Source organism: Brevibacterium sp. S111 (assembly GCF_004745075.1).
Taxonomy (GTDB): domain Bacteria; phylum Actinomycetota; class Actinomycetes; order Actinomycetales; family Brevibacteriaceae; genus Brevibacterium.
On record NZ_RHFH01000002.1, the window covers coordinates 167675 to 192427 of the forward strand.

Genomic DNA, 24753 nt, shown 5'->3' on the forward strand with positions numbered 1-24753 from the left:
GTTCAGGTGAGAATGAACCCAGAGACCGGGTGAGACAAGCGGAGGACATACATGAGTGAACCCAAGGTGCTGTCGGGGCGTTACGAAGTTCGTGCGCTCCTCGGCCGTGGGGGCATGGCAGAAGTGCATGAGGGCGTCGACAACCGTCTCGGGCGTCGCGTGGCCATCAAACTTCTGCGCTCCGATCTCGCCCGCGATCCCTCGTTCCACACCCGCCTCAAGCGCGAGGCGCAGTCCGCGGCCGGTCTCAATCACCCCGGAATCGTCTCCGTCTACGATTCGGGTGAAGAGGAATTCGTCGAATCCGGTGGCTCGTCCGTGTCCGTGCCCTTCATCGTCATGGAATACGTCGAGGGTCAGACGCTGCGCGAAGTCCTCAATGAACACGGCACACTCACCGTCGACGAGGCCCTCAACGTCATCGCCGGAGTCCTCGCTCCGCTCGAGTACTCCCATCGCAACGGCATCGTCCACCGCGACATCAAGCCTGCGAACGTCATGCTCACCCCCGAGGGTGACATCAAGGTCATGGACTTCGGGATCGCCCGAGCACTCAAGGACAACTCGGGACTGACGCAGACCCAGTCGGTGGTCGGCACCGCCCAGTACCTCTCCCCCGAACAGGCGCGCGGTGAGGTCGTCGACGCCCGTTCCGACCTCTATTCCACCGCCTGCCTGCTCTATGAGCTTCTGGCCGGCCGTCCCCCGTTCGTCGGCGACTCCCAGCTGGCAGTGGCCTATCAGCACGTCGGTGAGACTCCGCAGCCGCCGAGCTTCTACAACCAGAGCATCCCACCGGCCGTCGACAGGCTCCTCCTCCACGCTCTGCTGAAGGACCGCGACGCCCGCTACCAGGACGCCTACACCTTCCGCGAGGACGTGCTCGCCGCCCGCGACGGCCGTCCCATGAGCTTCGAGGACGATGTCGAGGCTACACAGGCGTATCCGATGATGGCCCCGCCGATGACCGCTCCGATGGCTCATGCCAACGAGGCCGAGCCCGCTCCCGAGACCGGGCCAGTATCGGCGATCATGACCAACCAGGAGGAGCGGCCGCCGCAGAAGCGCTCCCGCGCCTGGATCTGGATCGGCTCGATCTTCGTCCTCCTCGCCCTGGCCGCCGTTGCCCTGTGGGTGTACGAGATCAACAAACCGCCGGACATCATCGAAGTCCAGGTCACGGATGTGGCGAACATGGACGCCGATGAGGCCGAATCCGCGCTCATCAAACAGGGGCTGCGCGTCGACCGCGATGAGCAGTACAGTGCCGACGTCGATGAGGGCAAAGCCATCGAAACCGATCCTCCGGGCGGTCAGATGGTGGAGAAGGACAGCGTCGTCAAGCTGATCATCTCCTCCGGGCCCGAATCCGCGAAGGTCCCCGACGTCTCCGGAAAGACCGAGGAGGAGGCGCGGAAGATCATCAACGACGCAGGGCTCCAGGCCGGCACCCATATCTCGCAGAACTCTCCGGATGTGGAGAAGGGTGTGGTCATCGAAACCAAACCCGGTGACGGTCAGGAAGTCGACGTCGATTCGAATGTCGATCTCGTCGTGTCCTCGGGCATGGTCGAGGTTCCCGATGTCACCGGTCAGACCGCCGAGGAGGCCTGCAAGACCCTCGAGGGTGATGAGTACCAGCTCACGTGCAAGACCGAAGAGGTCGAGACCGACGAACACGATGAGAAGAAGGTCTTCGAACAGTCCGCGACTGGCGGCAGCGAGGTCAAGCAGGGTTCGGAGATCACCGTGAAGGTGGCCAAGAAGCCGCCGGAGCCCTCGCCTTCGATTCCCTCGATCCCGGGTGGCATTCCGACCGCTCCCGGCGATGACGGCGGCGGAGACGACGATAAGAAGGACAAAGACAAGGATAAGAAGGACAAGGATTCGATGGGCGGAGGGCTCTTCGACAACTGGTCCGAAGTCATCGGCAACTGAGGCCCACAGTCCTCGGACACAGGGTCCTCGCAGCGCACGGCGGCCGGGTCAGTCGATGACTGACCCGGCCGCTGTCGTATCCGTTCGCGTCTGTGACGCCGTCTCTCAGTCCAAGGTGAGGAACAGGTCGGTGCGCATATCGGCGGGATCCGCCTCGGGGCTGGGTTCGGTGACATAGAGTTCGATGAACGGCAGTCCCGGATGGTGCCCGGCCGCCATCGCGTCCTTGACCAGCTGCGCCCAGGATTCCCCGAGCCCGTCATATCCGCCGAGGTGGCTGCGCACGGCCATGGATCCGCCGGGCAGCTCCGCGGGGATGACGATATGACCGCCGGCGATCGGCTGCGCGTTCGTCAGTCCTGCCGAGGTGGGGATCCCCACCTGCAGATCCACCGTTTCGCTCGGCTGCCTGGTGTAGAGGGCGAAGGCCGGTCCTGCGGGTTCGAGTCCCGCATCGGAGAGGACGGGGAAGAGTCCGGAGAACGTGGAGTCGAAGAGTTCCGGCAGGTCTGCCATGTGCACTTCGCGGGCCTCGACGACCGCTGCCGGAGTAGCCGGGACCTCGATGACGGTGAGTTCGGTGAACGGTTCTTCGCGCAGATAGGTCGGTTCTGACATCGTCGCTGCCTCCTGTTCGTCGGTCGTGCACGGCACTGCGGGCGTGCACGGATCCCGGCGCGGATGCGGATCAACTGAGCACAGGGATCACTGTGCTCACGATCATAACGATCGGCCGCCTCGGCGAGAACCCTGAGAACAGGGATCGGCGGGAATTCTCAGGCGATCGCGGTCGCCAAAGGCGACATGCCCGCCGCGGCCTGGGCGGCACCCTCGAGGCCGCATACCTCGAGCCAGTTGCCGAGCATGAGGTATCCGCATTCGGTGAGCACGGATTCGGGGTGGAACTGGACGCCGAACAGGGGCTTCTCGCGGTGTTCGATGGCCATGACGATGCCGTCGTCGGTGCGGGCGGTGACGGTGAACTTCTCGAGGTCGAGGGTCTCGTCGACGATCGCCAGCGAATGGTAGCGGGTGACGGTCAGCGGGCTCGGGCAGCCGAAGAAGATGCCTTCGCCGTCGTGGGTGATGACCGAGGTCTTGCCGTGCATGAGCACGGGTGAGTGGGTCACCTCGGCGCCGAACACCTCGCCGAGGGCCTGATGGCCCAGGCAGACGCCGAACACGGGCATTCCGGAGGTCTCCGCCCAGGACAGCAGGGGCGGGCAGACTCCGGATTCGGCGGGCACGCCGGGACCAGGCGACAGGAGGACACCGTCGTAGGCGGTAACGGTGTCGGCGATCTCGGCGGCGGGGATGTCGTCGTTGCGGACGACATCGACGTCCGCGCCGAGCTCACGCAGATAGGACACGAGCGTGTAGACGAAGCTGTCGTAGTTGTCGATGACGAGGATTGAGGTCATGATTGTCCGGTCTCCGTCACGGTGGCGTTGTTGAAGGGCATGTACGGGGCGATCACGGGGAAGACGTACTGCATGAGCACCAGCACGACGGCCGCGATGAGGATGAGGGCCAAGATGAGTTTGACGACCCAGTTGCCCGGGAGGATCCGCCAGATGAAAGCGTACATATCAGGCACCGCCGTTCTTGCTGACCTTGTCGTAGGCCTTCGAGTCCTTGATATTGTCCGGCGCTCCGTCGCTGGCCGGCGTCCAGTCCGTGAGTTCGGCGTAGGCGACGTAGCGTTCCCGTGCGGAGAACATCGGGTTGCAGGCCGTCATCGTCAGGATTCGGTCCTTGCCCTTGAACTCGGGTGCGTCCGGCACGGGTGAGAGCACTTCGACGGCATCGGGGAGGATGATGTCGAAGTTGCGGAAGGTGTAGGTGTAGAAGCCGTCCTTCGTCTGGACGATGATCTCATCGCCCGGGCGCAGGTTCGCGATCTGGTTGAGCGGCTTGCCGTAGGTCACGCGGTGGCCGGCGATGGAGAAGTTCCCGACCTCGCCCGGCATCGCCGAATTCGGGTAGCGGCCCACGCCCATCCGGTTGAGCACGGGTTCGAGGTCGACCCCCTCGGCCACAGTGCGGTAGTAGTCATCGCCGAAGCGCGGGATGTAGAAGATGCCGAACGCTTCGTTCTTGCCCACGGGATCGGCGACCACGGGTTCGTCCGGATCGTCGGGCAGTTCGTTCGGGTCCTGGTTCGCCCAGTCCTGAGAGAGTTCGTCGGCGAGCACTTCGTTGTCGCGGTTGGCCTGGATGTCCGTCCACCACAGCTGCCAGACGACGAAGAGGATGAGGACGAGACCAGCCGTGATGCACAGTTCGCCGAAGGTGCGCACAGTGCCGCGGATCGGGCCGAGCGGTTCGCGTTCCACGGGCTGACGTCGCCGCTGGCGTCGGGTCTCGCGGCGGCCCTGAGGCTGATCCTCGCCGAGGTGGCCGTGCGTTGCTTGTCCATGCGCAGCTTGTCCGCCCGGCTGGGGTGCGGCCGCGTATGCGTTGTTGGCTGCGTATCCGGTCCCGGCCGCGGCGGGAGCCTGCTGTGCCGCGGCGGGGGCGTTCTGCGGGACCGCGGGCATCGCTTGGGTGGACTGGCCATGCTGCTGGCCAGGTGCGGCCTGTGGGGGCTGTGGAGGCTGCTGAGGTTGCTGGGGCTGTTGGTAGACGGGCGGGGCGTCGGAATAGACGGCGGTCGGTTCACCCTGGGCTGCGGCGGCTTCGGCTTCCCTGCGCCGCATCTCGCGTCGACTGGGCAGCGGCTGATCGCCCGAGGCAGCGGAAGCGTCTGCAGACCGACCGGCGGCGTGACCGAGCTGTTGGCCGGCGGAGTCAGATGGAGCCTGCCGTCTCTGAGCAGGCCGGATAGTGGGTCGCGAGGGCGGATTCACGCCCGGTTCGTTACCCGAGGAGGAACTATTCACCACATCTGCTCCGTGACTGTCACTGCATTGTCGGGGGCCGTCGAAGATGACAGGCGGGGATACCCCTATGCACTTTATCCTATGAGAATCATCGTTCGGGGCGCGCTCGGGCCGCTTTCAGGGTAGTCGGAGTTTTTCACTGAGACCCCCGCCCCGAGTAGACTGGTCTGCGATCGTCCCCAACCATTCATTCGGCGACCCCACGGCGGTCGACCGACAAAGGAGTACTTGTGGCCAAGTCCAAAGGACGCCCCCAGCGCACTTCTCGCACTTCGTCGGCGGCCAAGGCGAAGCAGGCCGAGTCCGCAGAAGCGGTCGAGGCGACCGAAGTCGAGGAACTCGAGACCGAAACGCTCGACACCGATGTCGCCGACGATGCTGACACCGACCTCGCCGAAGCTGTGAACGACGAATCGGATGCGACCGAGTCTGCTGCGGACGACCTGAAGGACGAATCCGCGGACGAGGACGCCGACGAAGAGGCGTCCGACAAGACTTCTGAGAAGGACTCAAAGAAGGACTCAGACACCGCGGCTGCCGCGAAGAAGACCAAGGCGTCGAAGGACGAGAAGTCCGACTCGGCCAAGGACGAGAAGTCAACGAAGACCTCGGCTTCTAAGGCCTCCGACTCCAAGGCATCGTCCTCCAAGACTTCCGGTTCGAAGGGATCGGCGTCCAAGTCAACCAGCTCGAAGGGCTCAGCCGCCAAGCGCACGTCCCGTTCGGGCAATCCGGCCAAACGCCCACAGGGGCGCAAGACCGCGAGCTACACCTCGACCTCAGGTCAGCAGACGATCAAGCCGAACCCGAGCTGGTTCCTGCCGGTCCTCCTCGGCCTGCTGATCGTGGGTCTGATCTGGCTCGTCACCTTCTACATCACTCAGGGTGCTTTCCCCGTCGAAGCATGGGGCAACTGGAACATCCTCATCGGCTTCGCCTTCTTCGTGGCGGGTCTGATCATGTCCACTCGCTGGCGATAGCCGACCCAGGCCCCAATCGCTTCGATTGTCTGGTCGAACTGCGGTGATTCTCAAGCTTGAGAATCACTGCGGATCGACCAGACAATCTGCATTCACCAGGACCTTTACTGACCCCAACAGTCGCAGCCCGTCATCAACAATCCACAAGCGTCGAGTTATACCCAAGCCGGGTGCGTCGCTTGTGGATAACTTATTTTATGCTTCTGACCAGGGTAAATACACGTGTGTAAGTTATCCACGTTGTGGATAGAGCCTGTGGACAAAGAATTTTCCACCGCAGAGTGCACACAAATGGACCTTTTTCTGGTAAAAGCCTGACAGCGCCGAACTCAGAGGCCGAGGCCGACCATCTTCCACGCTCCGGCGGCCGCCATGAGCACCACCAGACCGACCGAGGTCACTGTGAACACCAGCGTCCGCGACCGCTGTGGACCCAGCAGCCCCGCACAGCCGAGCACGAAGCCGGTGATCAGACCGCCGAGGTGGGACTCCCAGGACACTCCTGCCACGAGGAATCCGTAGCCGAAGTTGAGCGCGACGAAGACGAGGACCCCGGTGATGTTCCGGTCGAGGCGACGGGTCGGGGCCAAGAGGACGCCGACGATCGCGAACACCGCACCTGAAGCGCCGATATGGTTCGTCACCCAGTCGACGTCGAACGGGTCGGCCAGCAGGAGAACCATGGCAGAACCACCGGCGGTGCCGATGATGTAGACGGCCAGGAACTTCCAGTGCCCCAAGGCCTTTTCGACGAATGATCCGAAGAAGAACAGCCCGATCATGTTCGCCAGCAGGTGGAAAGGGGAGGGCTCCTCGTGGACGAGAGCGACCGAGAGCACCCGCCACGGCTGTTCGAGCGAGAGAGCGGGAACGAAGCTCAGCCGCCGCAGCAGGTCGAGGCCGGGAATGAGCTCCGCAAGGAAAGCCACGATGGTAACGATGAGCAGCGTGCGGGTGATCAGCGGCGGGGATGCAGAAAGGGCCCGGCCGGTTTCCCGTGCCGAGCCCTCCTGAGGTGTGTCCATCACACCATGGTACTCAGTGGTCCTCTATGGACGGTGACTCACTTCGCGGTGATGTCGACCTTCTCGATGACGACCGGCTCGACCGGCTTGTCCATCGCAGCGGTGCGCACGCCCTCGATCTCGTCGACGACCTTCTGGCTGGCTTCGTCGGCGACCTCACCGAAGATGGTGTGCTTGCCGTTGAGCCACGGGGTCTCGGCGGTGGTGATGAAGAACTGCGAACCGTTGGTGCCGCGGCCCATCTGCTTGCCGGCGTTGGCCATGGCCAGCAGGTACTTACGGTCGAACTGCAGTTCGGGGTGGATCTCGTCGTCGAAGGTGTAGCCGGGTCCGCCGGTGCCGGTGCCCAGCGGGCAGCCGCCCTGGATCATGAAGTTCGAGATGATGCGGTGGAAGCCGAGTCCGTCGTAGAAGGGACGCTTGGTCGGTTCACCGGTCGAAGGATCGGTGAACTCACGCTCGCCCTGGGCCAGTTCGACGAAGTTGGCCACGGTCTTCGGAGCATGGTTGCCGAAGAGGTTGATGGTGATGTCACCGTGGTTGGTGTGCAGGACTGCGGTATGCGTTGAGGCTGTAGTCATGACTTCATTCTTCCACGCCGAGGCGGCGAATGCAGTTCCGACCCAGGACCATTGCCCAACCTGTCAGGCGATCCGCAGACAATTCGATGACATCCGCTGTCCACAGGTTTGCCCCTAGGCCGTAGACTAGTCAGTGATCAACTTGACCACCGACATCTAAGGATTGGGAACAGTTTATGTCGAAGAAGCCCACCCGAGATCAGCTCACTTCCAAGCTCGATTCCGCGAAGCAGACGTCACTCCGAGTCCTGGCAGATGCCAGTGAGAACGCAGCCCCGAAGCTGCGTGAGGCCGCCGACAAGGCTCGCCCGCAGGTCGAGGCACTGGCAGGCAAGGCCGAAGAGTTCGCTGAGAAGGCACGTCCGCAGGTCGAAGCACTGGCCGACAAGGCCAATGGTCAGGTCCATTCCTGGGCCGACAAGCTCGAGTCCTACCGCCCCGAAGCAACCGAGCGCGCCGGCAAGTTCGCGTCGAACGCAGCGTCTTCGCTGTCCGCGGCCGAGACCCCGAAACTCATCGACGATCTGGCTGTCCGCCTCACCGGTGACAAGAAGGCCATGAAGAAGGCCCGCAAGGCTCTCGCCAATGCCGGTAAGCGCATCGAGAAGGATACCGCTCGCAAGTCCGGCGGCGGAAAGACCGCACTCGTGTGGACCCTCGTCATCGGTTCGGCCGCCGGAATCGGCTACTACGTGTGGAAGAAGGCCCAGCCGGTCGAGGATCCCTGGTCGACCCCGCTGCCGAACAACCGTCCCGCCGACGCTCGTCCGGTCGGCTCGACCCCGGCTTCGCGCCAGGGCGCTGCCGCTGCCACCCAGGTCTCGCAGACCGCTGTGCCCTCGACCAAGGCAGACGCCGCGGACGAGGTCCCCGCTCCGAAGCCGGCCGTCAAGCCTGCCGAGGACTCCGACGCCAAGCACTGAGTCACTCCGGGCTGATCAGTCACACTGAACAGCCGCGCAGGCGAATCCAAGGATTCGCAAGACCGTCACCGAGGCGGCCCACCGATGAGGTGGGCCGCCTCGTTGTTCCCGTGGCTGTAGAACCCTTATTACTACCTGGCGGCGGCCCAGATACCTCGCGCGAGGTTGCTGGGCCGCCGTCAGGTAGTAATTGGGGAGGGTGAGCTTAGTCGGGGTCGAGGACCTCGCGGCCGCCGCGGGGGAAGCCTCCGGCTCGGCGGGCGGCCCAGAGTCCTGTGATCGTGAACGCGAGCGTGGCGGCGAGGATGAGCAGCAGCGGTGCCGTCCACCCGCCAGTGGCCGTGTTGAGCCAACCCGCGAAAGGCGGGGCCAGGGTCGCTGCGAGGTAGCCGCCGAACTGCACGCGGGCCGAAGCGGATGCAGTCTGCGCATCGCTTCCGGCGGTGCGGGCGATGATCGAGAAGATCGCAGTGAACCCGCCGCCCTGGGCGATGCCGCCGGTCGTCGCCCACAGCCAGTAGGCACCGGGCGCCGCCAGCAGACCCACGGGCAGGGACAGCCAGAGCGCGGCAACGATCGCCACGGGCACCCACGGCTTCGTCTTCACGGCCAACAGCGGCACTCCGAAGGCACCGAGGATCGCAGCGATCTGGAACAGAGACGCCGTGCTTCCAGCGACTGTCGGGGCGAGCCCGATGGTGTCTCCGAGGTAGCTCGGCAGCCAGGTCGTCGTCACGTAGTAGGCGGTCGACTGCCCGGAGAACGTGATGATGAGCAGGGCGATGATCAACCGGAACGAAGCGGGAGCCTCGGCCCACGACTGCTTCGCGACGGGGGCGGCCGCCTCGGTGCTGGGAGCGCCGTCGGCGGACTCGGCCGCAGCAGCGCGGGCAGCCTCCCCCTCGCGGCGCACGCGCACGCGGATGAGCACCATCCAGAAGCCGAGGCCCACGAAAGCGAGGCCGGCCCATGCGGCCAGGGCCCAGCGCCATCCGAAGGCCTCGGCCAGCGGACCGGTGCCGATGAGGGTGGCCATTGACCCGATGTTCATCATCGCCGAGTACAGGCCGGTGACCATCGACACCTGTTCCCACGGCACTTCGCGGCGGATGATGACGGGGACGACGATATTGCCCAAAGTGATCGCCAGGCCGATGATGCCGGTGCCCACGAGCACGAGCCAGGGCGGGCCGACCGACCGCAGAATGGTGCCCACGAGGACACCGGACAGGCACGCGAGGACCGTGGCTTCGGCCCCGAGGCGGGTGATGAACTTCCCCGCCAGCGGCGTGGCCAGGGCGAACAGCAGAACCGGCAGGCCGGTGAGCAGACCGAGTCCGGCCGCGCTGAATCCCGTGCCCTCCTGGATGGCAGGCAGGATCGCGGTCGGCGCGATGATCGGGGCGCGCAGGTTGAGGGCGAGGATGACGATGCCCAGAATGATCCAGGGCAGCATCCTCTTCGCGGATGGACGCTGAGGCGAACTCACATGCGCTCGGGAACGCGGATGCCGAGCACCCCGAGACCGGCCTGGAGGACCTCGAGCACGATCGCCGAGAGCCGCAGACGGGAGTCGCGCAGCTCAGGAGTCTCGGCGATGAGCACCGGGCACTGCTCGTAGAACGAGGTGAAGGCCTGGGCGAGATCGAACAGGTAGGTGCACAGACGGTGGGGCGTCGAACCGGCAGCCACCTCGGCGACCACATCGGCGAAGCCGAGGATCGACAGCGCAAGCTCACGTTCGGCAGACTCACCGAGGCTGATCGCAGCGTTCGCGACCTGCGAGACGTCGACGCCTTCGGCTTCGGCCTTGCGGCCGATGGAGCGAATGCGGGCACCGGCGTACTGGAGGTACGGAGCGGTGTTGCCGATGGGGGCGAGCATCCGGTCGAGGTCGAAGGTGTAGGAAGTGTCGTGGGCGACAGAGAGATCGGCGTACTTCACGGCACCGATGCCGACGATGCGGGCGACTTCGTCGGCCTCCGCAGGCTCGAAGTCCACACTCGACTCGGACAGCGTCGCCTTGGCCCGGGTCACGGCCTCTTCGAGGAGTTCGGCCAGGCGCAGCGGGGCGCCGGAGCGGGTGCGCAGGATCTTGCCGTCGGAACCGAGCACATTGCCGATCTTCACGTGTTCGGGGCTGAAGGTCTCCGGCAGCCAGCCGGCCGCGCGGGCGACGGTGAAGACCATGTCGAAGTGCATGGCCTGCGGGGTGCCGACGACGTAGAGTGCCCGGTTCACGCCGAGGTTGACCGCCCTGTTGCGCACAGCGGCGAGGTCTGTCGTGGCATAGCCGTAGCCGCCGTCGGACTTGCGGATGATCAGCGGCAGGGGTTCGCCCTCACGGCCGGTGAAGCCGTCGGGGAACACGCACAGCGCACCATCGGAGATCGTCGCCAGGCCCTTGGACTCGAGCTCGTCGCAGACTTCCGCCAGAACGTCGTTGTAGGTGGACTCGCCGGCGAGGTCGTCGTCGGTGAGGGTGACGTCGAGGAGCGAGTAGATGCGGTTGAAGTACTCGCGGGAGTAGCCGACGAGCGTCGTCCACAGATCCAGGGTCTCCTCGTCGCCGCCCTGGAGCTTGACGACGCGCGCCCGGGAGCGGGTGGCGAAGGCCTCGTCGGAGTCGAACTTCGCGCGGGCCGCCTGGTAGAAGGCGTTCGGGTTCTCGGACACTTCGGAGGCCTCATCGGAGTCGACGCCGACGTCGAGGAGGTGCTCGATGAGCATGCCGAATGGTGTGCCCCAGTCGCCGATGTGGTTCTGACGGATGACCGTGTTGCCGAGGAATTCGTGGGTGCGGGCCAGGGCGTCGCCGACGACGGTGGTGCGCAGGTGGCCGACGTGCATCTCCTTGGCCACGTTCGGAGCAGAGTAGTCGATGGCGATGGTCTGCGGCTCCGTGTTCTCCGGAGCTGCGGCGACTCCGCCCGCGGTCAGGGTGGAGGCGAGGAATTCGGGAGTGAAGGTGAGGTTGATGAACCCGGGTCCGGAGATCTCCGGGGTCTCGCAGACGCCATCGAGGTCGAGGTTGTCGACGATCTGTGCGGCGATATCGCGAGGCTTCGACTTCAGTTCCTTGGCCAGCGGCAGGGCCACATTGGCCTGGAAGTCTGCGAACTGGCTGCTGCGGATGACGGGATCGCGCCTGGCGAAGTCCTCACCGAAGGCCTGGGTGAGGGCGGCGGCGAAACGGTCCGTGAGCACAGAAGTCAGAGATGGCATGTGCCCATTCTATTGCCGCGTGCAAGTTGCCTGGGCATCGGTTCCGGCCCGCGGTCGCCGTACAGTCGAGCTTGTAATGTGGGTCACGTGACTTATCTTCGCTACCCCCATATCCAGTCCGATCTCATCACCTTCACCGCCGACGACGATGTCTGGCTGGTCCCGTCCGCCGGCGGCCGCGCCTGGCGCCTGACCTCCGACCACGCGCCCGTCAGATCACCGAGGATCTCACCCGACGGAGCGCACGTCGCGTTCGTGTCCTTCCGCACCGGCCAGCCGGAGCTCATGGTCGCCGAGGTGGCCACCGGGTCCCTGCGTCGGCTCACCTGGCTGGGATCGACGGCGATGACGATGCTCGGTTGGGCCGATTCGACTCATGTCCTCGTCGGTGCGAATGCCGGAGAGTTCGAGGTCCGCAACCATGTCGTGAAGTCCGTGAGCCTCGACGGTGACGTCGATCGGCTGTCGTTCGGTCGTGCTTCGGGCCTGGCCCGACACCATACGGGAGTGACGGCTCTGTCCACGCCGTTCTCCCGTCCGCCTGCACACTGGAAGCGCTACCGGGGAGGCACCGCGCCGAGGCTGTGGCTTGATCGGGTCGGCGGCACGAATGCCGCGGGCATCGGCGATGGGTCCGGAGCCAAGTGGCAGCGGCTGCTGCGCGAGGACAAAGCGTCGCTGACGGATCCGCTGTGGGTCGGCGACTCGCTCGTGTTCACCTCCGACCGGGCCGCGACCTTCCCTCACCATGCCGATGAGCAGGCGAACCTGTGGATCATCGACGGTCTGGCCACCTCGGCGAATGCAGATGGCTCCGTGGTCGAGCCGCGCCAGCTCACACACCAGACCGAGGCCGAGGGGTATGTCCGTGACGCCACGACCGACGGCACCCGCATCGTCTGGCACTCGCGTGGGGAGATCAAGGTCCTCGACAGCCTCGATGCGGCCGTCCGCACCCTCGCCGTGACCCTGCCGGGAACGCAGGTGCAGCCGCTGAGCCTCGATCCGAAGACCGGGCTCAACAGCATCAGCCCTGACCATGCAGGCAATGCCTCGGTCGTGGAATGGCGCGGCAAGACCTTCTGGCTTGCCCACCGCGAAGGCCCTGCTCGGGCGCTGTGTGCGGATTCGTCCATCCGCACCCGCGAACCCCTCATCCTCGGGGACACCGGTCTGGCCGCGTTCATCACGGATGTCGAAGGGGAGGACGCGATCGAGGTCGCGTCCGTGAACGGGGACAAGCCGCCTCGGCGAATCGGGGCCGGAGCCCTGGGACGGGTCCTCCACCTGCAGGCGGATCCGGCGGGGAAGATGCTCGCTACGATCTCCCACGACGGGTCGATTCGGACCGTCGAGGTGAGCAACGGGCGCACGCGCCTGGTCGGGCATTCGGGCCACGGTGAGGCGCGGGACCCGCGGTTCTCTCCCGATGGGAAGTACCTCGTGTGGTCGCAGCCGACGCAGGGTGAGGAGCTGCTCGCGCAGCTGATGATCGCCGAGGTGAAGTCGGATCGGCGGGCCCAGCCGCTGACGACGGGCAAGTTCAACGACTTCTCGCCGACGTTCACGCGCGACGGGAAATTCGTCGCGTTTCTCTCGGATCGCACCTTCGATCCGTCGTACAACCAGCATTCCTTCGATCTGTCGTTCAACGGCGTCACCCGACCGTGGCTGTTGCCCTTGGCCGCCGATGAGCCCGCACCGTTCGGGCCGAGTGCCGGCGGGTGGGCGATTGCTGAAGTCGCCGAGGATGCGAAGTCCGAACGTGGTCGCGGGGAGAAGCCCGTCGCCACCGTCGAGGTCGAACTCGAGGGCGCGGAGGAACGCATCGTGCCGTTCCCCGTCGCCTCGGGAGTCTTCCGAGATCTCGAATCTGCCGAGGGCGGTCTCGTCTGGATGCGCACCGGCGATGTCGAAGCCGGTGAGCTCGGCAGCCAGCGGGCCGGAGATGCCGGTGACAAACCCGCCGAGGTGGTCCAGTTCTTCGACTTCGCCAAGCGGAAGGTCACCACCGTCGTCGACAAGGCCGACGACTATGAGATCTCCGGTGACGGCAAGCTGCTCGTTGTGCGCAGCGACGATGCGATCAGCGTGGTCCCGGCCAACCGGAAGGTCGAGGCCGACGATGATGAGTTCGTCTCCGTCGACGTGTCGCGTCTGCGGTTCGAGCTCGACCAGCGGGCCGAATGGCTGCAGATGTTCGAGGAGAACTCGCGGATCATGCGCGACCATTATTGGCGCGAGGACATGAACGGGGTGGATTGGGAGTCGGTCACTCTGCGCTGGCGTGCCGTGGCCGCGAAGGCGCTGACGCATGACGACCTCGTCGACGTCCTGTGGGAGACCGTGGGCGAACTCAATACCTCCCACGCCTATGTCAGCCCGCCGTCGGGACTCGGCGATGGGTCGAAGAAACTCGGCTTCCTCGGCGTGGACCTGGTCAAGGCATCGGAAGGATGGACCATTGAGCGCATCCTTCCAGGTGAAAGCAGCGAACCTGATGCCAGATCGCCGCTGCGCCAAGCCGGTGTCGGAGCGAAGCCCGGCGATGTCATCGTCGCCGTCAATGGTCAGCCCGTCGACGAGGCGACCGGTCCCGCCGCTCATCTGCAGGGAGCCGCGGACACGATCGTCGAGCTCACTCTGCGCCGCGGTCGCAAGGACCGCACCGTCGCGGTCATTCCGCTGTCCAGTGAAGAGCAGTTGCGTTATCAGGACTGGGTGCGCTCCCGCCGGGAGTATGTGGCCGAGAAGTCCGGCGGCAGCATCGGCTATGTGCATGTTCCGGACATGGCCTCGTACGGTTGGGCGCAGCTGCACCGGGATCTGCGGCAGGCCATGGGCTGCGAGGGTGTCATCGCCGATGTGCGGTTCAACCGCGGCGGGCACACGAGTGCCTTGGTGGCCGAACGCTTCGCCGATACGGTCGTGGCCTGGAATCAGGCCCGCAGCTACGACGAGATGGGCCGTGACCCCGAGGATGCTCCGCGCGGACCCGTGGTCTTCGTGGCCAATGAGTTCTCCGGTTCCGACGGCGACATCATCAACGCGCGTGTGCAAGCCAAGGGCATCGGCCCGGTCGTCGGTGTCCGCACGTGGGGCGGAGTCGTCGGCATCGACGGCCGCTATGACCTCGTCGACGGTACCGGCGTGACGCAGCCTCGCTATGCCTTCTGGATCGAGGGCAAGGGCTGGGACGTGGAGAACTATGGCGTCGAACCCGATATCGAGGTCGAGCACGATCCCGGTCAGCTCTTCGCCGACGACGATCCGCAGCTCGACCGCGCCATCGCCGAGGTGTTCGCCGGGCTGGAGACTCATCCCGCCGCTCAGGCGCCGGAGTTCCCGCCCCCGCGCGTGCAGCCGTTGAAGAAGGACGGAACTGGGGCCCCCGAGGCTCCCGCCACCGGCCCTGACGAAGGCTGACGCGCCCCGCGGAGGGTCGGGTGGCGCCTGTCCGCCCCGGTGCCCGCCGCGGCCTTGCCTCCCGCCGCGCCGAGTGGCCACCAGCGCACGCGAAGCGACGTGAGGGGCCTCCCGGTGCGGCCACCTCGTGGGGAGTCATCGGATTCTGATCCAGTCATCGGGAGAAAACTCGATGACTGGATCAGAACCCGATGACGAACCGAACCAAACTCGATGCGTGCCGGGCTCTACCGCTCGGTCGGGATCAGGGCCCACATGGCGAAGGCGAGCAGCACGAAGCCCGAGATGACGCCGCTGATGACCGGGATGAACGCCGGAGCCGCCGCGAAGAAGGCGATGAACCCACCGATTCCGCAGAGGGTGACGACGGTGGCGAGCACATGGAAGCGGTCGAGCCCGAACACCCAGCCGAGCGCGAAGAAATGAGTGCCGACGACCACCGCCACCCATGCCACTCCGAGCTCCGGATGGCCGAGGCTCGCCAACAGGCGGGTTCCGGCGAACAACAGGACCGCCTCGATGAGCACGATGATCCAGTAGGCGCGACCGAACGGCGGTTCCCGACGGCTGCCTTTCCCTGATTCGCCCCGTCCTGCACGGCCGCCCTGCATAAGTCCGCGGATCGCGAAGATCGCGATGCCTGCGAACGCCAGGACCCCGACTGTGATGACAAGTGTGCGTCCCAGGGTGGAGAACTGGCCAGTGTTGATGATGAGGAAAAGCAGACCGAAGCCGGCGCCGATGAGCGCCCCGATCTCCGCACCGTCGGCCGGCCGCCTGCCGTTCGGCATTGTCGGTCTGTTCGAGTCGGGTGTTTCTGCGGTCATCATCGTCCGTCTCTTATTCTGTCGGCACCCTTGCCGGCAACATTCTTCCACCCGCGCACCGCCGCTTCGATGCAGTTGGATGAAACTCGGCGAATTCACAAGAATCTTCCGGCGCTGCAACTCTTGACCTGGCTTGTGAACTCATGTTCACTAGTGGTGAACATAGATTCATTTTCCGTTCGAGGAGGCAAGGATGCCCACAGCCACACCCACGACTCAGCAGGCCGCAACCACGGAATTCGACGACATCCTCTATGACGTCGAAAAGACCTTCGCGGTCATCACGATCAATCGGCCCGAGGCCTTCAACTCCTTCCGTTCGCAGACCGTCGACGAACTCATCGAAGCCTTCACCCTCGCGTGGGGCGACAATCGCGTCCGCTCGATCATCCTCACCGGTTCCGGACAGAAGTCCTTCTGCGCCGGCGGCGACGTCAAGCAGAAGGCCCAGACCGGCGACTACGGCCCCAGCCGCTACGGCATGTTCCGCATCTCCGAACTCCACAAGGTCATCCGGTCGGTGCCGAAACCCGTGATCTCCGCGGTCAACGGCGTCGCGATCGGCGGCGGAAACGTCCTCACCACCCTCTGCGACATCACGATCGCGGCCTCCCACGCACGCTTCGGCCAAGCCGGCCCCAAGGTCGGATCCTTCGACGCCGGCTACGGTTCGGCCTTCCTCGCCCGCGTCATCGGCGAGAAGCGCGCTCGTGAGATGTGGTACTTCTGCGAACTCATCGACGCACAGAAGGCCGAATCCTGGGGGCTGGCCAACGAGGTCGTCGACGCCGAAGAGCTCATGCCCCGCGCCAAGGAACGCGCCCGGGCCCTCGGTCTCAAGGCACCGACAGCGCTGCGATTCCTCAAGCAGTCCTTCAACGCTGATTCCGAGATGCAGACCGGCTTCACGAACCTCGCCATGAGCGCCCTCGACCTCTACGCGCACTCGCCGGAATCGCACGAAGGTGCAACCGCCTTCGCCGAGAAGCGCGATCCGGACTTCAGCCAATTCGACGGCGCGTACTGACAACCGGCATTCCCACCGGCACAGACCCTTCCCGCACAGACCCTGCCAGCACAGAGGATTCCCGTGGACACGACTCTCACCCCCGATACCCAGACCCTGCTCGATGCGGCGGCCGGATTCGAGGAGCGGCTCATCAATGAAGCCCGCGAACGCGAAGCCGCCGGCCGCATCGGCGCCGACATCACCCGGGAGATGGGCCGCGCCGGGCTCATCGCCCCGGAACTGCCCACCCACCTCGGCGGGGCAGGCCTGACCAAGGTCACCGCGGGACTCGTCACCGAGGCCATCGCCCGCGGAGATCTCACCGTCGCCTACATCCAGGTCGTCGGCTCCCTCATCGGACAGGTCATCGCCCGCAATGCCAGCGCCGAAGTGGCCGCCCACTACTGCCGCCTCATCACTACAGGAGCCGAAACGGTGGCGATCGGACTCTCCGAACCCGACGCCGGTTCGGACGCCGGCAATCCCTCGACCACGGCCCGACGCGACGGAGACGACTGGATCATCAACGGCACAAAGTCGATGTCGCTGGCCATGACCTCGACCGCCACGGTGATCTTCGCACGCACCGATCCCGACGCCGGGCGAGGAAAGGGCATCTCGGCATTCCTCGTCGACCTCGACGCCCCGGGAGTGACACGGAACCCCATCATCGACATGGGCCAGGCGGCCGTCGCCCGCGGCAGCGTGGACTTCACCGATGTCCGCGTGCCCGCCGACCACCTCCTCGGCGAAGTCGGCGGAGCATTCACCCAGGTCATGCAGGGGTTCGATTTCTCCCGCGCCCTCATCGGACTGCAGTGTACGGGCACAGCGACCCGCGCGATCGAGGACGCCTGGGCTTACGTCAAGGGACGTGAGGCCTTCGACCAGCCGCTGTCGAAGTTCCAAGGCGTCTCATTCCCTCTGGCCGAGGCGGAGACGAAGATGGCGGCGGCACGTCTGCTTTGCCTGGACACCCTGCGCCTCGGCGACGAAGGCCTCCCGCACACCTCACAGGCGGCCATGTGCAAGTGGTGGGCTCCGCTCGAGGCTTATCACGCGGTCCACCAATGCCTGCTTCTGCACGGGCAGAACGGCTACATGAAGAATCGCGACGTGGAGAAACGGCTGCGCGACGTGCTCGGCATGCAGATCGGCGACGGCACCGCCCAGATCATGAAGCTCATCATCGCCCGCAGCTCCGCCGGGCGGAAATTTGCCCCCTGACCGGGAAGAACACCGGCTCACCCGTAAGAACACATCCACCGGACGACGCACCATCAGACACATATAAGAAGGGACACACCATGTCAGCACCCACTCAGACCGCACCACTGACCGACCGCGTCATCATCGTCACCGGAGCCGCCTCCGGAATCGGCAAGGGCATCGCGAACCGTCTCGCCGCCGACGGCGCCACCGTCGTCGTCGCCGACCTCGACGCGCAGAAGGCCGCGGACACCGCCTCGGCGCTGGGAAATGATTCGATCGGGCTCGCCGCCGACGTCACCGACCGTGCGACCGTGGACGCCATGGTCGCCGAGGTGGTCGAGCGCTTCGGACGCATCGACGTGCTCGTCAACAACGCCGGTTGGGACAAGGTCGAACCATTCATGGAATCGACGCCTGCGACGTGGCAGCGGGTCATCGCGATCAACCTCCTCGGCACACTCAACTGCACACAGTCCGCGGCCGAGCACATGATCGCGGCCGGATCCGGTGCCGTCATCAGCATCGGCTCGGATGCCGGCAGGGTCGGGTCGAGCGGCGAGGCCGTGTATTCGGCGGCCAAGGGCGGAATCATCTCGTTCACGAAGACCTTCGCCCGCGAGGTCGCCCGCCACGGAATCTCCGCGAACTGCGTATGCCCCGGACCGGCCGACACCCCGCTGTTCGCCGAGATCTCCGCGGACAATCCGAAACTGCGCACCGCACTGGAGAAGTCGATTCCGATGCGCCGGCTCGCCCAGCCCGACGACCTCGCGAACGCCGTGGCCTTCTTCGCCCGCCCCGATTCCTCCTATGTCACCGGCCAGACCCTGTCCGTCTCGGGCGGACTGACCATGGCCTGATCCACAGCACGACGACCTCGCTCGTCCCAGCAATCACCGGCACCACCCGAGTCACAGGTACGACACCAGAGCAAAGGAGCCCTGTTATGCCCACCCGATTCGACACCATCCTGACCGACTCCCTCATCGAGAAATTCACTTCTTCCGGGGACTGGAAGAACCAGACCCTGCTCGACCACCTCGAGCACTGGAGCGCACAGCGGCCCGACGCGATCGTCACCCGCGATCCCTACGGTGCGCACACCTATGCCGAGCTCAGCTCGGATGTCGAGACCTGTGCCCGGGCGCTCGTCGACCTCGGAGTCGAACCCGGCGACGTGGTGGGCATCCAACTGCCGAACTGGTACGAATGGCTGGTCATCCACCTCGGCGCGATCAAGGCCGGGGCCGTGACCAACGGGCTCATCCCGATCTACCGGGACCGCGAGATCGGGTACATGGCGAAGAAGGCCTCAGTGTCCGTGCTCTTCGTGCCCAACCGCTTCCGGAAGTTCGACTATCCGGACATGGTCGATCGGCTGCGGCCGAACCTGCCGGAGCTGCAGCACACGATCGTCCTCGACGCCCCGGGCGACGAGGCCTTCGCCGGTCGGGACGGCTTCGAGAAGTGGGCCGATTTCCTCAGCCGAGGCGAACGCGACTCAGCGTCCGACGGTTCGCGGTCGGCCGCCTCGGCGATCGAATCCATCGATTGGGACGAACGACGTCCGGACCCCAACGATGTCGGACTCATCCTCTTCACCTCGGGCACGACGGGCAATCCCAAGGGCGTGATGCACACGCACAACAACGTGCTCGCGGCCTCGCTGCCGTGGCCCGATCACCTGGGCCTGGACGAGGAATCGGTCATCCACATGGCCTCGACCTTCGGCCATCTCACCGGCTACATGTACGGAGTGTGCCTGCCCCTGCTCATCGGCGGCTCGGGCGTGTTCCAGGACGTGTGGAACGGTGAGGAGTTCGCCCGACTCGTTGCCGACCACGGCATCCAACACACATCGGGGGCGACTCCGTTCCTCCACGATCTGCTCGAGGTGGCGAAAACGACGCAGCACGACCTGTCCTCCCTCAAGCACTTCTGCTGCATGGGCGCCCCGATTCCACGCGTGATGGTCAATGAGGCGCGCACGCTGCTGCCGGAGCTCAACGTCTTCGGCGGCTGGGGCCAGACGGAGTGCGGACTGGTGACGATGACGGCACCGGGCGACTCGGAAGAGAAGGTCACCAGCACCGACGGGCGCGCCCTGGGCTCGATGAAGGTCCGCGTCGTCGATCCCCTCGGGGAACCCGTGGCCGCAGGTGTCGAAGGAAAGGTCCAGGTGACAGGCCCATTCCTGTTCGTCGGCTACCTCGATGAGCCGGAACAGACGGCAGACGCCTTCGACGGTGAGTGGCTCGATACGGGAGACCTCGCCGAGAAGGACGAGGAGGGCTTCATCCGGATCGCGGGACGGTCGAAAGACATCATCATCCGCGGCGGCGAGAACATCCCCGTGGCCTATATCGAGAACGTCCTCTACGAGCATCCCGCGGTCTCCCAGGTCGCCGTCGTCGCGGTGCCGCATCCGCGGCTGCAGGAGATCGCGTGCGCGGTCGTCACCCTCAACGAGGGCCACAGCCTGTCGATGGACGAGCTGCGCGAGTTCTTCGATACGAAGGGCGTGGCCAAGAACTACTGGCCCGAGGCACTGCAATGCCTCGACGAGTTCCCGCGCACGCCAAGCGGTAAGATTCAGAAGTTCAAGCTCAGAGAGGAAGTCGCCACCGAGCATGTCAGCTGAATCCGAAGACCTCAACGCGATCGTCCGGGGCGCCCGTGCGGAGTTCCGGGAGCGGCAGATCGTCGATGCCGCCGTGCGCCTGATGCAGGAGAAAGGCACCCATTCGGTGTCCATGCAGGCGATTGCGAAGTCCTGTGGGGTCAGTGTCGGACTGCTGTACAAGTACTTCTCCGACAAGGAGCAGATCGTGCTCGCCGCGATCACCCGCGTCCTCGAGGAGTTCCGGCTGCGGGTCCCCTCCGCCATCGCCGAGGCGGGTGGCCCCGTGGACAAGGTCATCGCTGCGTTCTCCGAGTTCTGCCGCGTCGTCGACGAGCAGAGGCACGCGGTCGTGCTCACCTATCAGGTCTCCAGGGCACTGTCGAAGCAGGGGCTGAAATCGATCCAGGACCAGGAACTCGAGACCTTGCAGCCTCTCGTCGACGTCGTCACCGCCGCCGTCGAAGCGGGAGACCTGCGTGATGTCAATGCGCAGACCTTGGGCCACGACCTCATGGCGACGGCGCACATGTGGGCGCTCAAGCACTGGTACTTCCAGCGCATCGGGCTCGACCTCGACACCTATATCGACCGGCAGGTGCGCACCCTCGTGCTGAGCAACCTCAGCGAGGCGGCCCGCCGCTAGGCCACCTCGTGGGGAGTCATCGACTTCTGATCCAGTGATCGCAATATGACTCGATGACTGGATCAGAAGTCGATGTGCAACCGTACAGAACCCGATGATTCAGCGAACATAACGATGCCTAGGCAACTACAGCCCTCTGCTGTGCAGCGCGACCTGGGGGCTGCGCCGCGACTCCGCGGGCGCAGCAGTTCACCGCACCCCGCTCAGGGGTGCAGGCTCAGGGGTGCAGGGGAACGCTGGATTCGTCGGTGAGCGCGAGGAAGCCGAAGGTCTCCTGCAGGTACAGGTCGACGGTCTCACTGTCGTGACCTCGGTAGCCGATCGACAGGTCCTGGCCCAGGTGGAGTTGGTAATCGCCGCCGCGGGTGGACACGAGCAGGGCACCCTCGAGCGCCGGCGCCCAGACGATCTCCCCTGCACCGAGCTGGCGGGAGAGGTGATCGCGGATCGGGAAGCCGTGGTCGGTCGACTCCGAGACCTTCGTGTACTCGGCCTCTGACAGCAGAAGGCTGTAGGGTCCGTCGACACCGGCCGTGCGCAGGCTCGACAGCGCCTGGGCGACAGCGTCCGCGTAGCCTTCGACGGCCTCGGGGAGGCTGACGGCGGCGTTCGATGAGTTCGGAACGATTCCGCCGATGCCAGCGTGTTCGATGCCGTGGAGGATCGCCCGGTCCTCGGCCAGCGCGATCGTCGTGGCCGCGTCCTTGACCGGCTGCCAGTCCGAATCACCGGAGCCGCGCGCAACATCGTCGATGGCCTGCCGGGTCACGGTGAAGGGGGCACGGAGCTCGACGAACTCCTGGACGATGCGCTGGCGGATGTGCAGGCCCGACGAGTACGACTGGACCTCGCGGATGTGTCCCGTGGTCACCGAGGAGGTCTCGAAGCCGCTCGGTCCCTCGACGTCGACGATGCGCCGACCGGCGATGTTCCGCTTGAAGGTGCGCCGAGCCTCTTCCTCGATCTCCGCCCAGGCCGGGCCGGTGATGGGAGCTAGTTCGCGATAGAGGTTGTTCACTGTCGTCTCCTGTTCAGGCTGCCGATTCCCAGGCTGCCGTCCGTGGGTGCTGAGGGGTCTGCGTCTGCCGAGTCGTCGCTGTCCGCCGGGGCATCGCCTCCGGCCGCATCGACGTCGGATCCATCATCGATGTCCGGACCATCGACCTTCGCCGAGGCGGCTCCACCGATCCCGAGTCCCGCCTCGGTGAGTTCCCCGTCGGGGTCGTCGAGGAAGTCCTGGGAGGGGACGAAGAACAGTCCGCCGGTGACCGCAGTGGAGAAGTCGAGGATCCGGTCGTAGGTGCCCACCGGGTCGCCGATGAACATGTTCTCGAGCATCTGCTCGGTCGTCGTCACGTCGGCGGCGTAGGCGATGAAGTAGGTGCCGTATTCCTCGGCGCCGACGGAGCCGAAGACCATATTGTCGCGCACGATCTCACGGTCGTTGCCGTCCTCGTCCTCGATCGAGTTGAGCACGAGGTGCGAGTTCGGGGCTTTGTCCTCCTCGGCGAATTCGACGTCGGAGAGTTTGTGCCGGCCGAAGGCCGCTTCCTGCTCTTCGACGCTGAGTTCGTCCCAGCCGGACATGTCATGCGTGTATTTCTGAACGATGACGTAGGTGCTGCCCGGATAGCCGGGGGCGCCATTGCCCGGAACGGCTCCTGCTCCGGCAGCGGCGGCAGCGACATCGGGTCCCGCCTCGGCAGAGTCGAGAGCGGAATCCTCGGCCACATCATCAGGATGGAGGAACACGGCATCGACGGCTCCCTGGTCCTCGGGGTTCTCGGTGCCGTCGACGAAGCCGAGGATGTCGCGTTCGTCGAAGTAGCGGAAGCCGTGGACTTCGTCGGCGACGTCGACGGCTCCGTCCAATGCGTCGCCGATGAGTCGGGCGAGTTCGAAGCACATGTCCATGCGGCGAGCGCGGATGTGGAACAGCAGATCGCCCGGGGTGGACGGTGCTGTGTGGACGTCTCCGCGCTGTTCGATGAAGGGGTGGAGGTCCGAGGGGCGGGGCGCGGTGAACATGCGGTCCCAGAGGTCGGCGCCGATGCCCGTGACACAGCTGAGATCGTCTTCGCGGGAGCGGAAGCCGACTGTTCGGGTGAGTCCTGCGATCTCGGGCAGGAAGTCCTTGGCCGTGCTCTCGAAGCCGGGGCGGACGGTGAGGACGAGGAAGATCGCATAGGGCGACGGCGGAACCAGCACCCTCTGCGGACTCTTCCCATCGGGGAAGGCCTGTTGCCAGACGGTCACTGCATCATCTCCTCCGCTCGCGGATTCGGCGCGGTGCACCTCGGGATGCCAAGGTCACCTATGTCTTGGAGTCTACGCTTCACCAGGCACGATTGGCCATGGTGTGCGTACCGCTGCCTCCGCCAGTGGTCGAAAGGCACAGCAGATGTGTTCGCGTCGTAGACTCGAAGAGAAGCGAGCGAAAGGAGCATCAGTCGATGTCCGAGAAGAAGAGCTCCGCCAAGAGCAGCGCACACACAGTCCAGGTCCGCCGCATCTACGACGAAGCAGAGAAGTCCGATGGGACCCGGGTCCTCGTCGATCGGGTCTGGCCGCGCGGGGTGAGCAAGGACGAAGCCGAACTCGACGAATGGGTCAAGGACGTCGCGCCCTCGACCGAGCTGCGCAAGTGGTATTCCCACGACCCGGAGAAGTTCGACGAGTTCGCCCGCCGCTTCCGTGAAGAACTGAAGGGCGATGACGCCGCCAAGGCTCTCGACGAGCTGCGCGAACATGCGCAGAAGGGAACGCTGACCCTGCTCACCGCGGCCAAACGCGACGACATCAGCCAGGCCACGGTGCTCGCCGGGATCCTCAACGACGGCACGAAATCGAGCGGCAAGAAGAGCACCAAGAATTCGAGTAGTAAGTCGAGCAGCAAGGACAGCAAGGACAGCAAGGACAGCAAATGAGCGAGATCACCCCGGATACGCGTGACTGGACCGATGTCCTCGCCGGAGGCTGCTCCGAATGCGGGTTCACCGGCACCGAGGACCCGACCGTAGTCCCCGCCACCCTCGCCGAGGCGGCCGCTACCTGGCAGACGGTTCTGACCAGGGATGACGCCACCGAACGGCGCAGTCCGGACCGGTGGTCTGACGTCGAATACGCCTCCCATATGCGCGATGTCCTCGACGAATTCCGCCGCCGCACCGAGCGCATGCTGACCGAGACCGATCCGACCTTGGACAACTTCGACGGCGATACGGTCGCCGTCGAATCCGACTACGCCCACGCCGATCCCGCCGAGGTGGCCCCCGCCCTGCGTGCGGCGGCCGAGTCCTACGCCGGCCTCCTGTCCAAGGTCAGCGGGGAGGAATGGGATCGTCGCGGTTTCCGTTCCGACGGTCACGCCTTCACCGTCGCCTCACTCACGCTCTACGGACTCCACGAAGTCCGGCACCACCTCGGCGACGTCGGAGCCTGAGGACCCTCCCGTCGAAA

Annotated in this window: 22 protein-coding genes; 11 read left to right on the forward strand and 11 right to left on the reverse strand. The window is 65.3% G+C overall.

The features are described from left to right. The first annotated feature begins 51 nt into the window (after window positions 1-51). A complete protein-coding gene (pknB, locus tag EB836_RS03070; RefSeq protein ID WP_135537652.1) occupies window positions 52-1938 on the forward strand; it encodes a Stk1 family PASTA domain-containing Ser/Thr kinase in 1887 nt (628 codons plus the stop codon). 105 nt (window positions 1939-2043) lie between these two features. On the opposite strand, the gene EB836_RS03075 is transcribed toward pknB, so the two are convergent. The 4 genes from EB836_RS03075 to EB836_RS03085 all read right to left on the reverse strand — a co-directional run bounded on the left by EB836_RS03075 (window position 2044) and on the right by EB836_RS03085 (window position 4637). Then, the gene (locus EB836_RS03075) at window positions 2044-2556 is read right to left on the reverse strand and encodes a GyrI-like domain-containing protein (RefSeq protein WP_098729957.1); all 513 of its coding nucleotides are present in this window, start codon (window positions 2554-2556) and stop codon (window positions 2044-2046) included. Between the two features lie 158 nt (window positions 2557-2714). Beyond that, window positions 2715-3359 (reverse strand): gamma-glutamyl-gamma-aminobutyrate hydrolase family protein, encoded by a 645-nt coding sequence (locus EB836_RS03080; protein WP_062240266.1) that lies wholly within the window; start codon window positions 3357-3359, stop codon window positions 2715-2717. Continuing rightward, window positions 3356-3526 (reverse strand): hypothetical protein, encoded by a 171-nt coding sequence (locus EB836_RS18115; protein WP_039211671.1) that lies wholly within the window; start codon window positions 3524-3526, stop codon window positions 3356-3358. Before EB836_RS18115 ends, EB836_RS03080 begins: the two co-directional genes overlap by 4 nt. Window position 3527: 1 nt before the next feature. Then, window positions 3528-4637, reverse strand: coding sequence for a class E sortase (locus EB836_RS03085; RefSeq protein WP_082019063.1), 1110 nt, complete (start codon window positions 4635-4637; stop codon window positions 3528-3530). A gap of 413 nt (window positions 4638-5050) precedes the next feature. Here EB836_RS03085 and EB836_RS03090 point away from each other — a divergent pair, with 413 nt between their 5' ends. Then, a complete protein-coding gene (locus EB836_RS03090) occupies window positions 5051-5800 on the forward strand; it encodes a cell division protein CrgA (RefSeq protein ID WP_098729930.1) in 750 nt (249 codons plus the stop codon). 329 nt (window positions 5801-6129) lie between these two features. Here EB836_RS03090 and EB836_RS03095 read toward each other — a convergent pair whose 3' ends face one another. Next, on the reverse strand, window positions 6130-6825 hold the full coding sequence (locus EB836_RS03095; protein ID WP_135537653.1) for a rhomboid family intramembrane serine protease: 696 nt from the start codon (window positions 6823-6825) through the stop codon (window positions 6130-6132). Between the two features lie 38 nt (window positions 6826-6863). Further along, window positions 6864-7406 carry a peptidylprolyl isomerase gene (locus EB836_RS03100; RefSeq protein WP_039211675.1) on the reverse strand — a complete coding sequence of 181 codons (543 nt, stop codon included), beginning with the start codon at window positions 7404-7406 and terminating at the stop codon, window positions 6864-6866. Window positions 7407-7582: 176 nt separating this feature from the next. Between EB836_RS03100 and EB836_RS03105 the strand changes: the two genes are divergently transcribed. After that, the gene (locus EB836_RS03105) at window positions 7583-8329 is read left to right on the forward strand and encodes a hypothetical protein (protein WP_052240147.1); all 747 of its coding nucleotides are present in this window, start codon (window positions 7583-7585) and stop codon (window positions 8327-8329) included. 205 nt (window positions 8330-8534) lie between these two features. Here the strand turns inward: EB836_RS03105 and EB836_RS03110 are convergent, their stop codons facing one another. Next, window positions 8535-9818, reverse strand: coding sequence for an MFS transporter (locus tag EB836_RS03110; protein WP_346763068.1), 1284 nt, complete (start codon window positions 9816-9818; stop codon window positions 8535-8537). Further along, window positions 9815-11554 carry an arginine--tRNA ligase gene (argS, locus tag EB836_RS03115; protein ID WP_135537654.1) on the reverse strand — a complete coding sequence of 580 codons (1740 nt, stop codon included), beginning with the start codon at window positions 11552-11554 and terminating at the stop codon, window positions 9815-9817. The genes EB836_RS03110 and argS overlap by 4 nt, the downstream gene beginning before the upstream one ends. Window positions 11555-11641: 87 nt before the next feature. Between argS and EB836_RS03120 the strand changes: the two genes are divergently transcribed. Then, a complete protein-coding gene (locus EB836_RS03120; RefSeq protein ID WP_240689561.1) occupies window positions 11642-14980 on the forward strand; it encodes a S41 family peptidase in 3339 nt (1112 codons plus the stop codon). A gap of 227 nt (window positions 14981-15207) precedes the next feature. Here the strand turns inward: EB836_RS03120 and EB836_RS03125 are convergent, their stop codons facing one another. Then, the gene (locus EB836_RS03125) at window positions 15208-15771 is read right to left on the reverse strand and encodes a hypothetical protein (RefSeq protein WP_098729927.1); all 564 of its coding nucleotides are present in this window, start codon (window positions 15769-15771) and stop codon (window positions 15208-15210) included. A gap of 229 nt (window positions 15772-16000) precedes the next feature. Between EB836_RS03125 and EB836_RS03130 the strand changes: the two genes are divergently transcribed. The 5 genes from EB836_RS03130 to EB836_RS03150 all read left to right on the forward strand — a co-directional run bounded on the left by EB836_RS03130 (window position 16001) and on the right by EB836_RS03150 (window position 21294). Further along, window positions 16001-16834, forward strand: a complete 834-nt coding sequence (locus EB836_RS03130; RefSeq protein WP_052240148.1) for an enoyl-CoA hydratase-related protein — start codon at window positions 16001-16003, stop codon at window positions 16832-16834. 63 nt (window positions 16835-16897) lie between these two features. After that, window positions 16898-18043, forward strand: a complete 1146-nt coding sequence (locus EB836_RS03135; RefSeq protein ID WP_039211681.1) for an acyl-CoA dehydrogenase family protein — start codon at window positions 16898-16900, stop codon at window positions 18041-18043. A gap of 80 nt (window positions 18044-18123) precedes the next feature. Continuing rightward, window positions 18124-18888, forward strand: coding sequence for a 3-oxoacyl-ACP reductase family protein (locus tag EB836_RS03140; RefSeq protein WP_135537656.1), 765 nt, complete (start codon window positions 18124-18126; stop codon window positions 18886-18888). A gap of 86 nt (window positions 18889-18974) precedes the next feature. Beyond that, on the forward strand, window positions 18975-20669 hold the full coding sequence (locus tag EB836_RS03145; protein ID WP_039211683.1) for an AMP-binding protein: 1695 nt from the start codon (window positions 18975-18977) through the stop codon (window positions 20667-20669). Next, entirely contained in the window at window positions 20659-21294 is a 636-nt protein-coding gene (locus EB836_RS03150; RefSeq protein WP_135537657.1) for a TetR/AcrR family transcriptional regulator, read from the forward strand. Before EB836_RS03145 ends, EB836_RS03150 begins: the two co-directional genes overlap by 11 nt. A 217-nt stretch (window positions 21295-21511) precedes the next feature. On the opposite strand, the gene EB836_RS03155 is transcribed toward EB836_RS03150, so the two are convergent. Both EB836_RS03155 and EB836_RS03160 read right to left on the reverse strand, forming a co-directional pair. Continuing rightward, window positions 21512-22312 (reverse strand): family 1 encapsulin nanocompartment shell protein, encoded by an 801-nt coding sequence (locus EB836_RS03155; RefSeq protein WP_098729918.1) that lies wholly within the window; start codon window positions 22310-22312, stop codon window positions 21512-21514. Continuing rightward, window positions 22309-23550, reverse strand: coding sequence for a Dyp-type peroxidase (locus EB836_RS03160; RefSeq protein ID WP_098729917.1), 1242 nt, complete (start codon window positions 23548-23550; stop codon window positions 22309-22311). Before EB836_RS03160 ends, EB836_RS03155 begins: the two co-directional genes overlap by 4 nt. Before the next feature lie 197 nt (window positions 23551-23747). Between EB836_RS03160 and EB836_RS03165 the strand changes: the two genes are divergently transcribed. Continuing rightward, on the forward strand, window positions 23748-24221 hold the full coding sequence (locus EB836_RS03165) for a DUF488 domain-containing protein (protein ID WP_135537658.1): 474 nt from the start codon (window positions 23748-23750) through the stop codon (window positions 24219-24221). Continuing rightward, window positions 24218-24736, forward strand: coding sequence for a DinB family protein (locus EB836_RS03170; RefSeq protein WP_135537659.1), 519 nt, complete (start codon window positions 24218-24220; stop codon window positions 24734-24736). Before EB836_RS03165 ends, EB836_RS03170 begins: the two co-directional genes overlap by 4 nt. Window positions 24737-24753 lie beyond the last annotated feature (17 nt).

Coding starts and splice junctions, on each gene's coding strand:
- pknB (WP_135537652.1), top strand. CDS start 52: ATGAGTGAACCCAAGGTGCTGTCGGGGCGTTACGAAGTTCGTGCGCTC.
- EB836_RS03075 (WP_098729957.1), bottom strand. CDS start 2,556: ATGTCAGAACCGACCTATCTGCGCGAAGAACCGTTCACCGAACTCACC.
- EB836_RS03080 (WP_062240266.1), bottom strand. CDS start 3,359: ATGACCTCAATCCTCGTCATCGACAACTACGACAGCTTCGTCTACACG.
- EB836_RS18115 (WP_039211671.1), bottom strand. CDS start 3,526: ATGTACGCTTTCATCTGGCGGATCCTCCCGGGCAACTGGGTCGTCAAA.
- EB836_RS03085 (WP_082019063.1), bottom strand. CDS start 4,637: ATGCGGCGCAGGGAAGCCGAAGCCGCCGCAGCCCAGGGTGAACCGACC.
- EB836_RS03095 (WP_135537653.1), bottom strand. CDS start 6,825: ATGGACACACCTCAGGAGGGCTCGGCACGGGAAACCGGCCGGGCCCTT.
- EB836_RS03100 (WP_039211675.1), bottom strand. CDS start 7,406: ATGACTACAGCCTCAACGCATACCGCAGTCCTGCACACCAACCACGGT.
- EB836_RS03105 (WP_052240147.1), top strand. CDS start 7,583: ATGTCGAAGAAGCCCACCCGAGATCAGCTCACTTCCAAGCTCGATTCC.
- argS (WP_135537654.1), bottom strand. CDS start 11,554: ATGCCATCTCTGACTTCTGTGCTCACGGACCGTTTCGCCGCCGCCCTC.
- EB836_RS03125 (WP_098729927.1), bottom strand. CDS start 15,771: ATGCCGAACGGCAGGCGGCCGGCCGACGGTGCGGAGATCGGGGCGCTC.
- EB836_RS03130 (WP_052240148.1), top strand. CDS start 16,001: ATGCCCACAGCCACACCCACGACTCAGCAGGCCGCAACCACGGAATTC.
- EB836_RS03140 (WP_135537656.1), top strand. CDS start 18,124: ATGTCAGCACCCACTCAGACCGCACCACTGACCGACCGCGTCATCATC.
- EB836_RS03145 (WP_039211683.1), top strand. CDS start 18,975: ATGCCCACCCGATTCGACACCATCCTGACCGACTCCCTCATCGAGAAA.
- EB836_RS03150 (WP_135537657.1), top strand. CDS start 20,659: ATGTCAGCTGAATCCGAAGACCTCAACGCGATCGTCCGGGGCGCCCGT.
- EB836_RS03165 (WP_135537658.1), top strand. CDS start 23,748: ATGTCCGAGAAGAAGAGCTCCGCCAAGAGCAGCGCACACACAGTCCAG.
- EB836_RS03170 (WP_135537659.1), top strand. CDS start 24,218: ATGAGCGAGATCACCCCGGATACGCGTGACTGGACCGATGTCCTCGCC.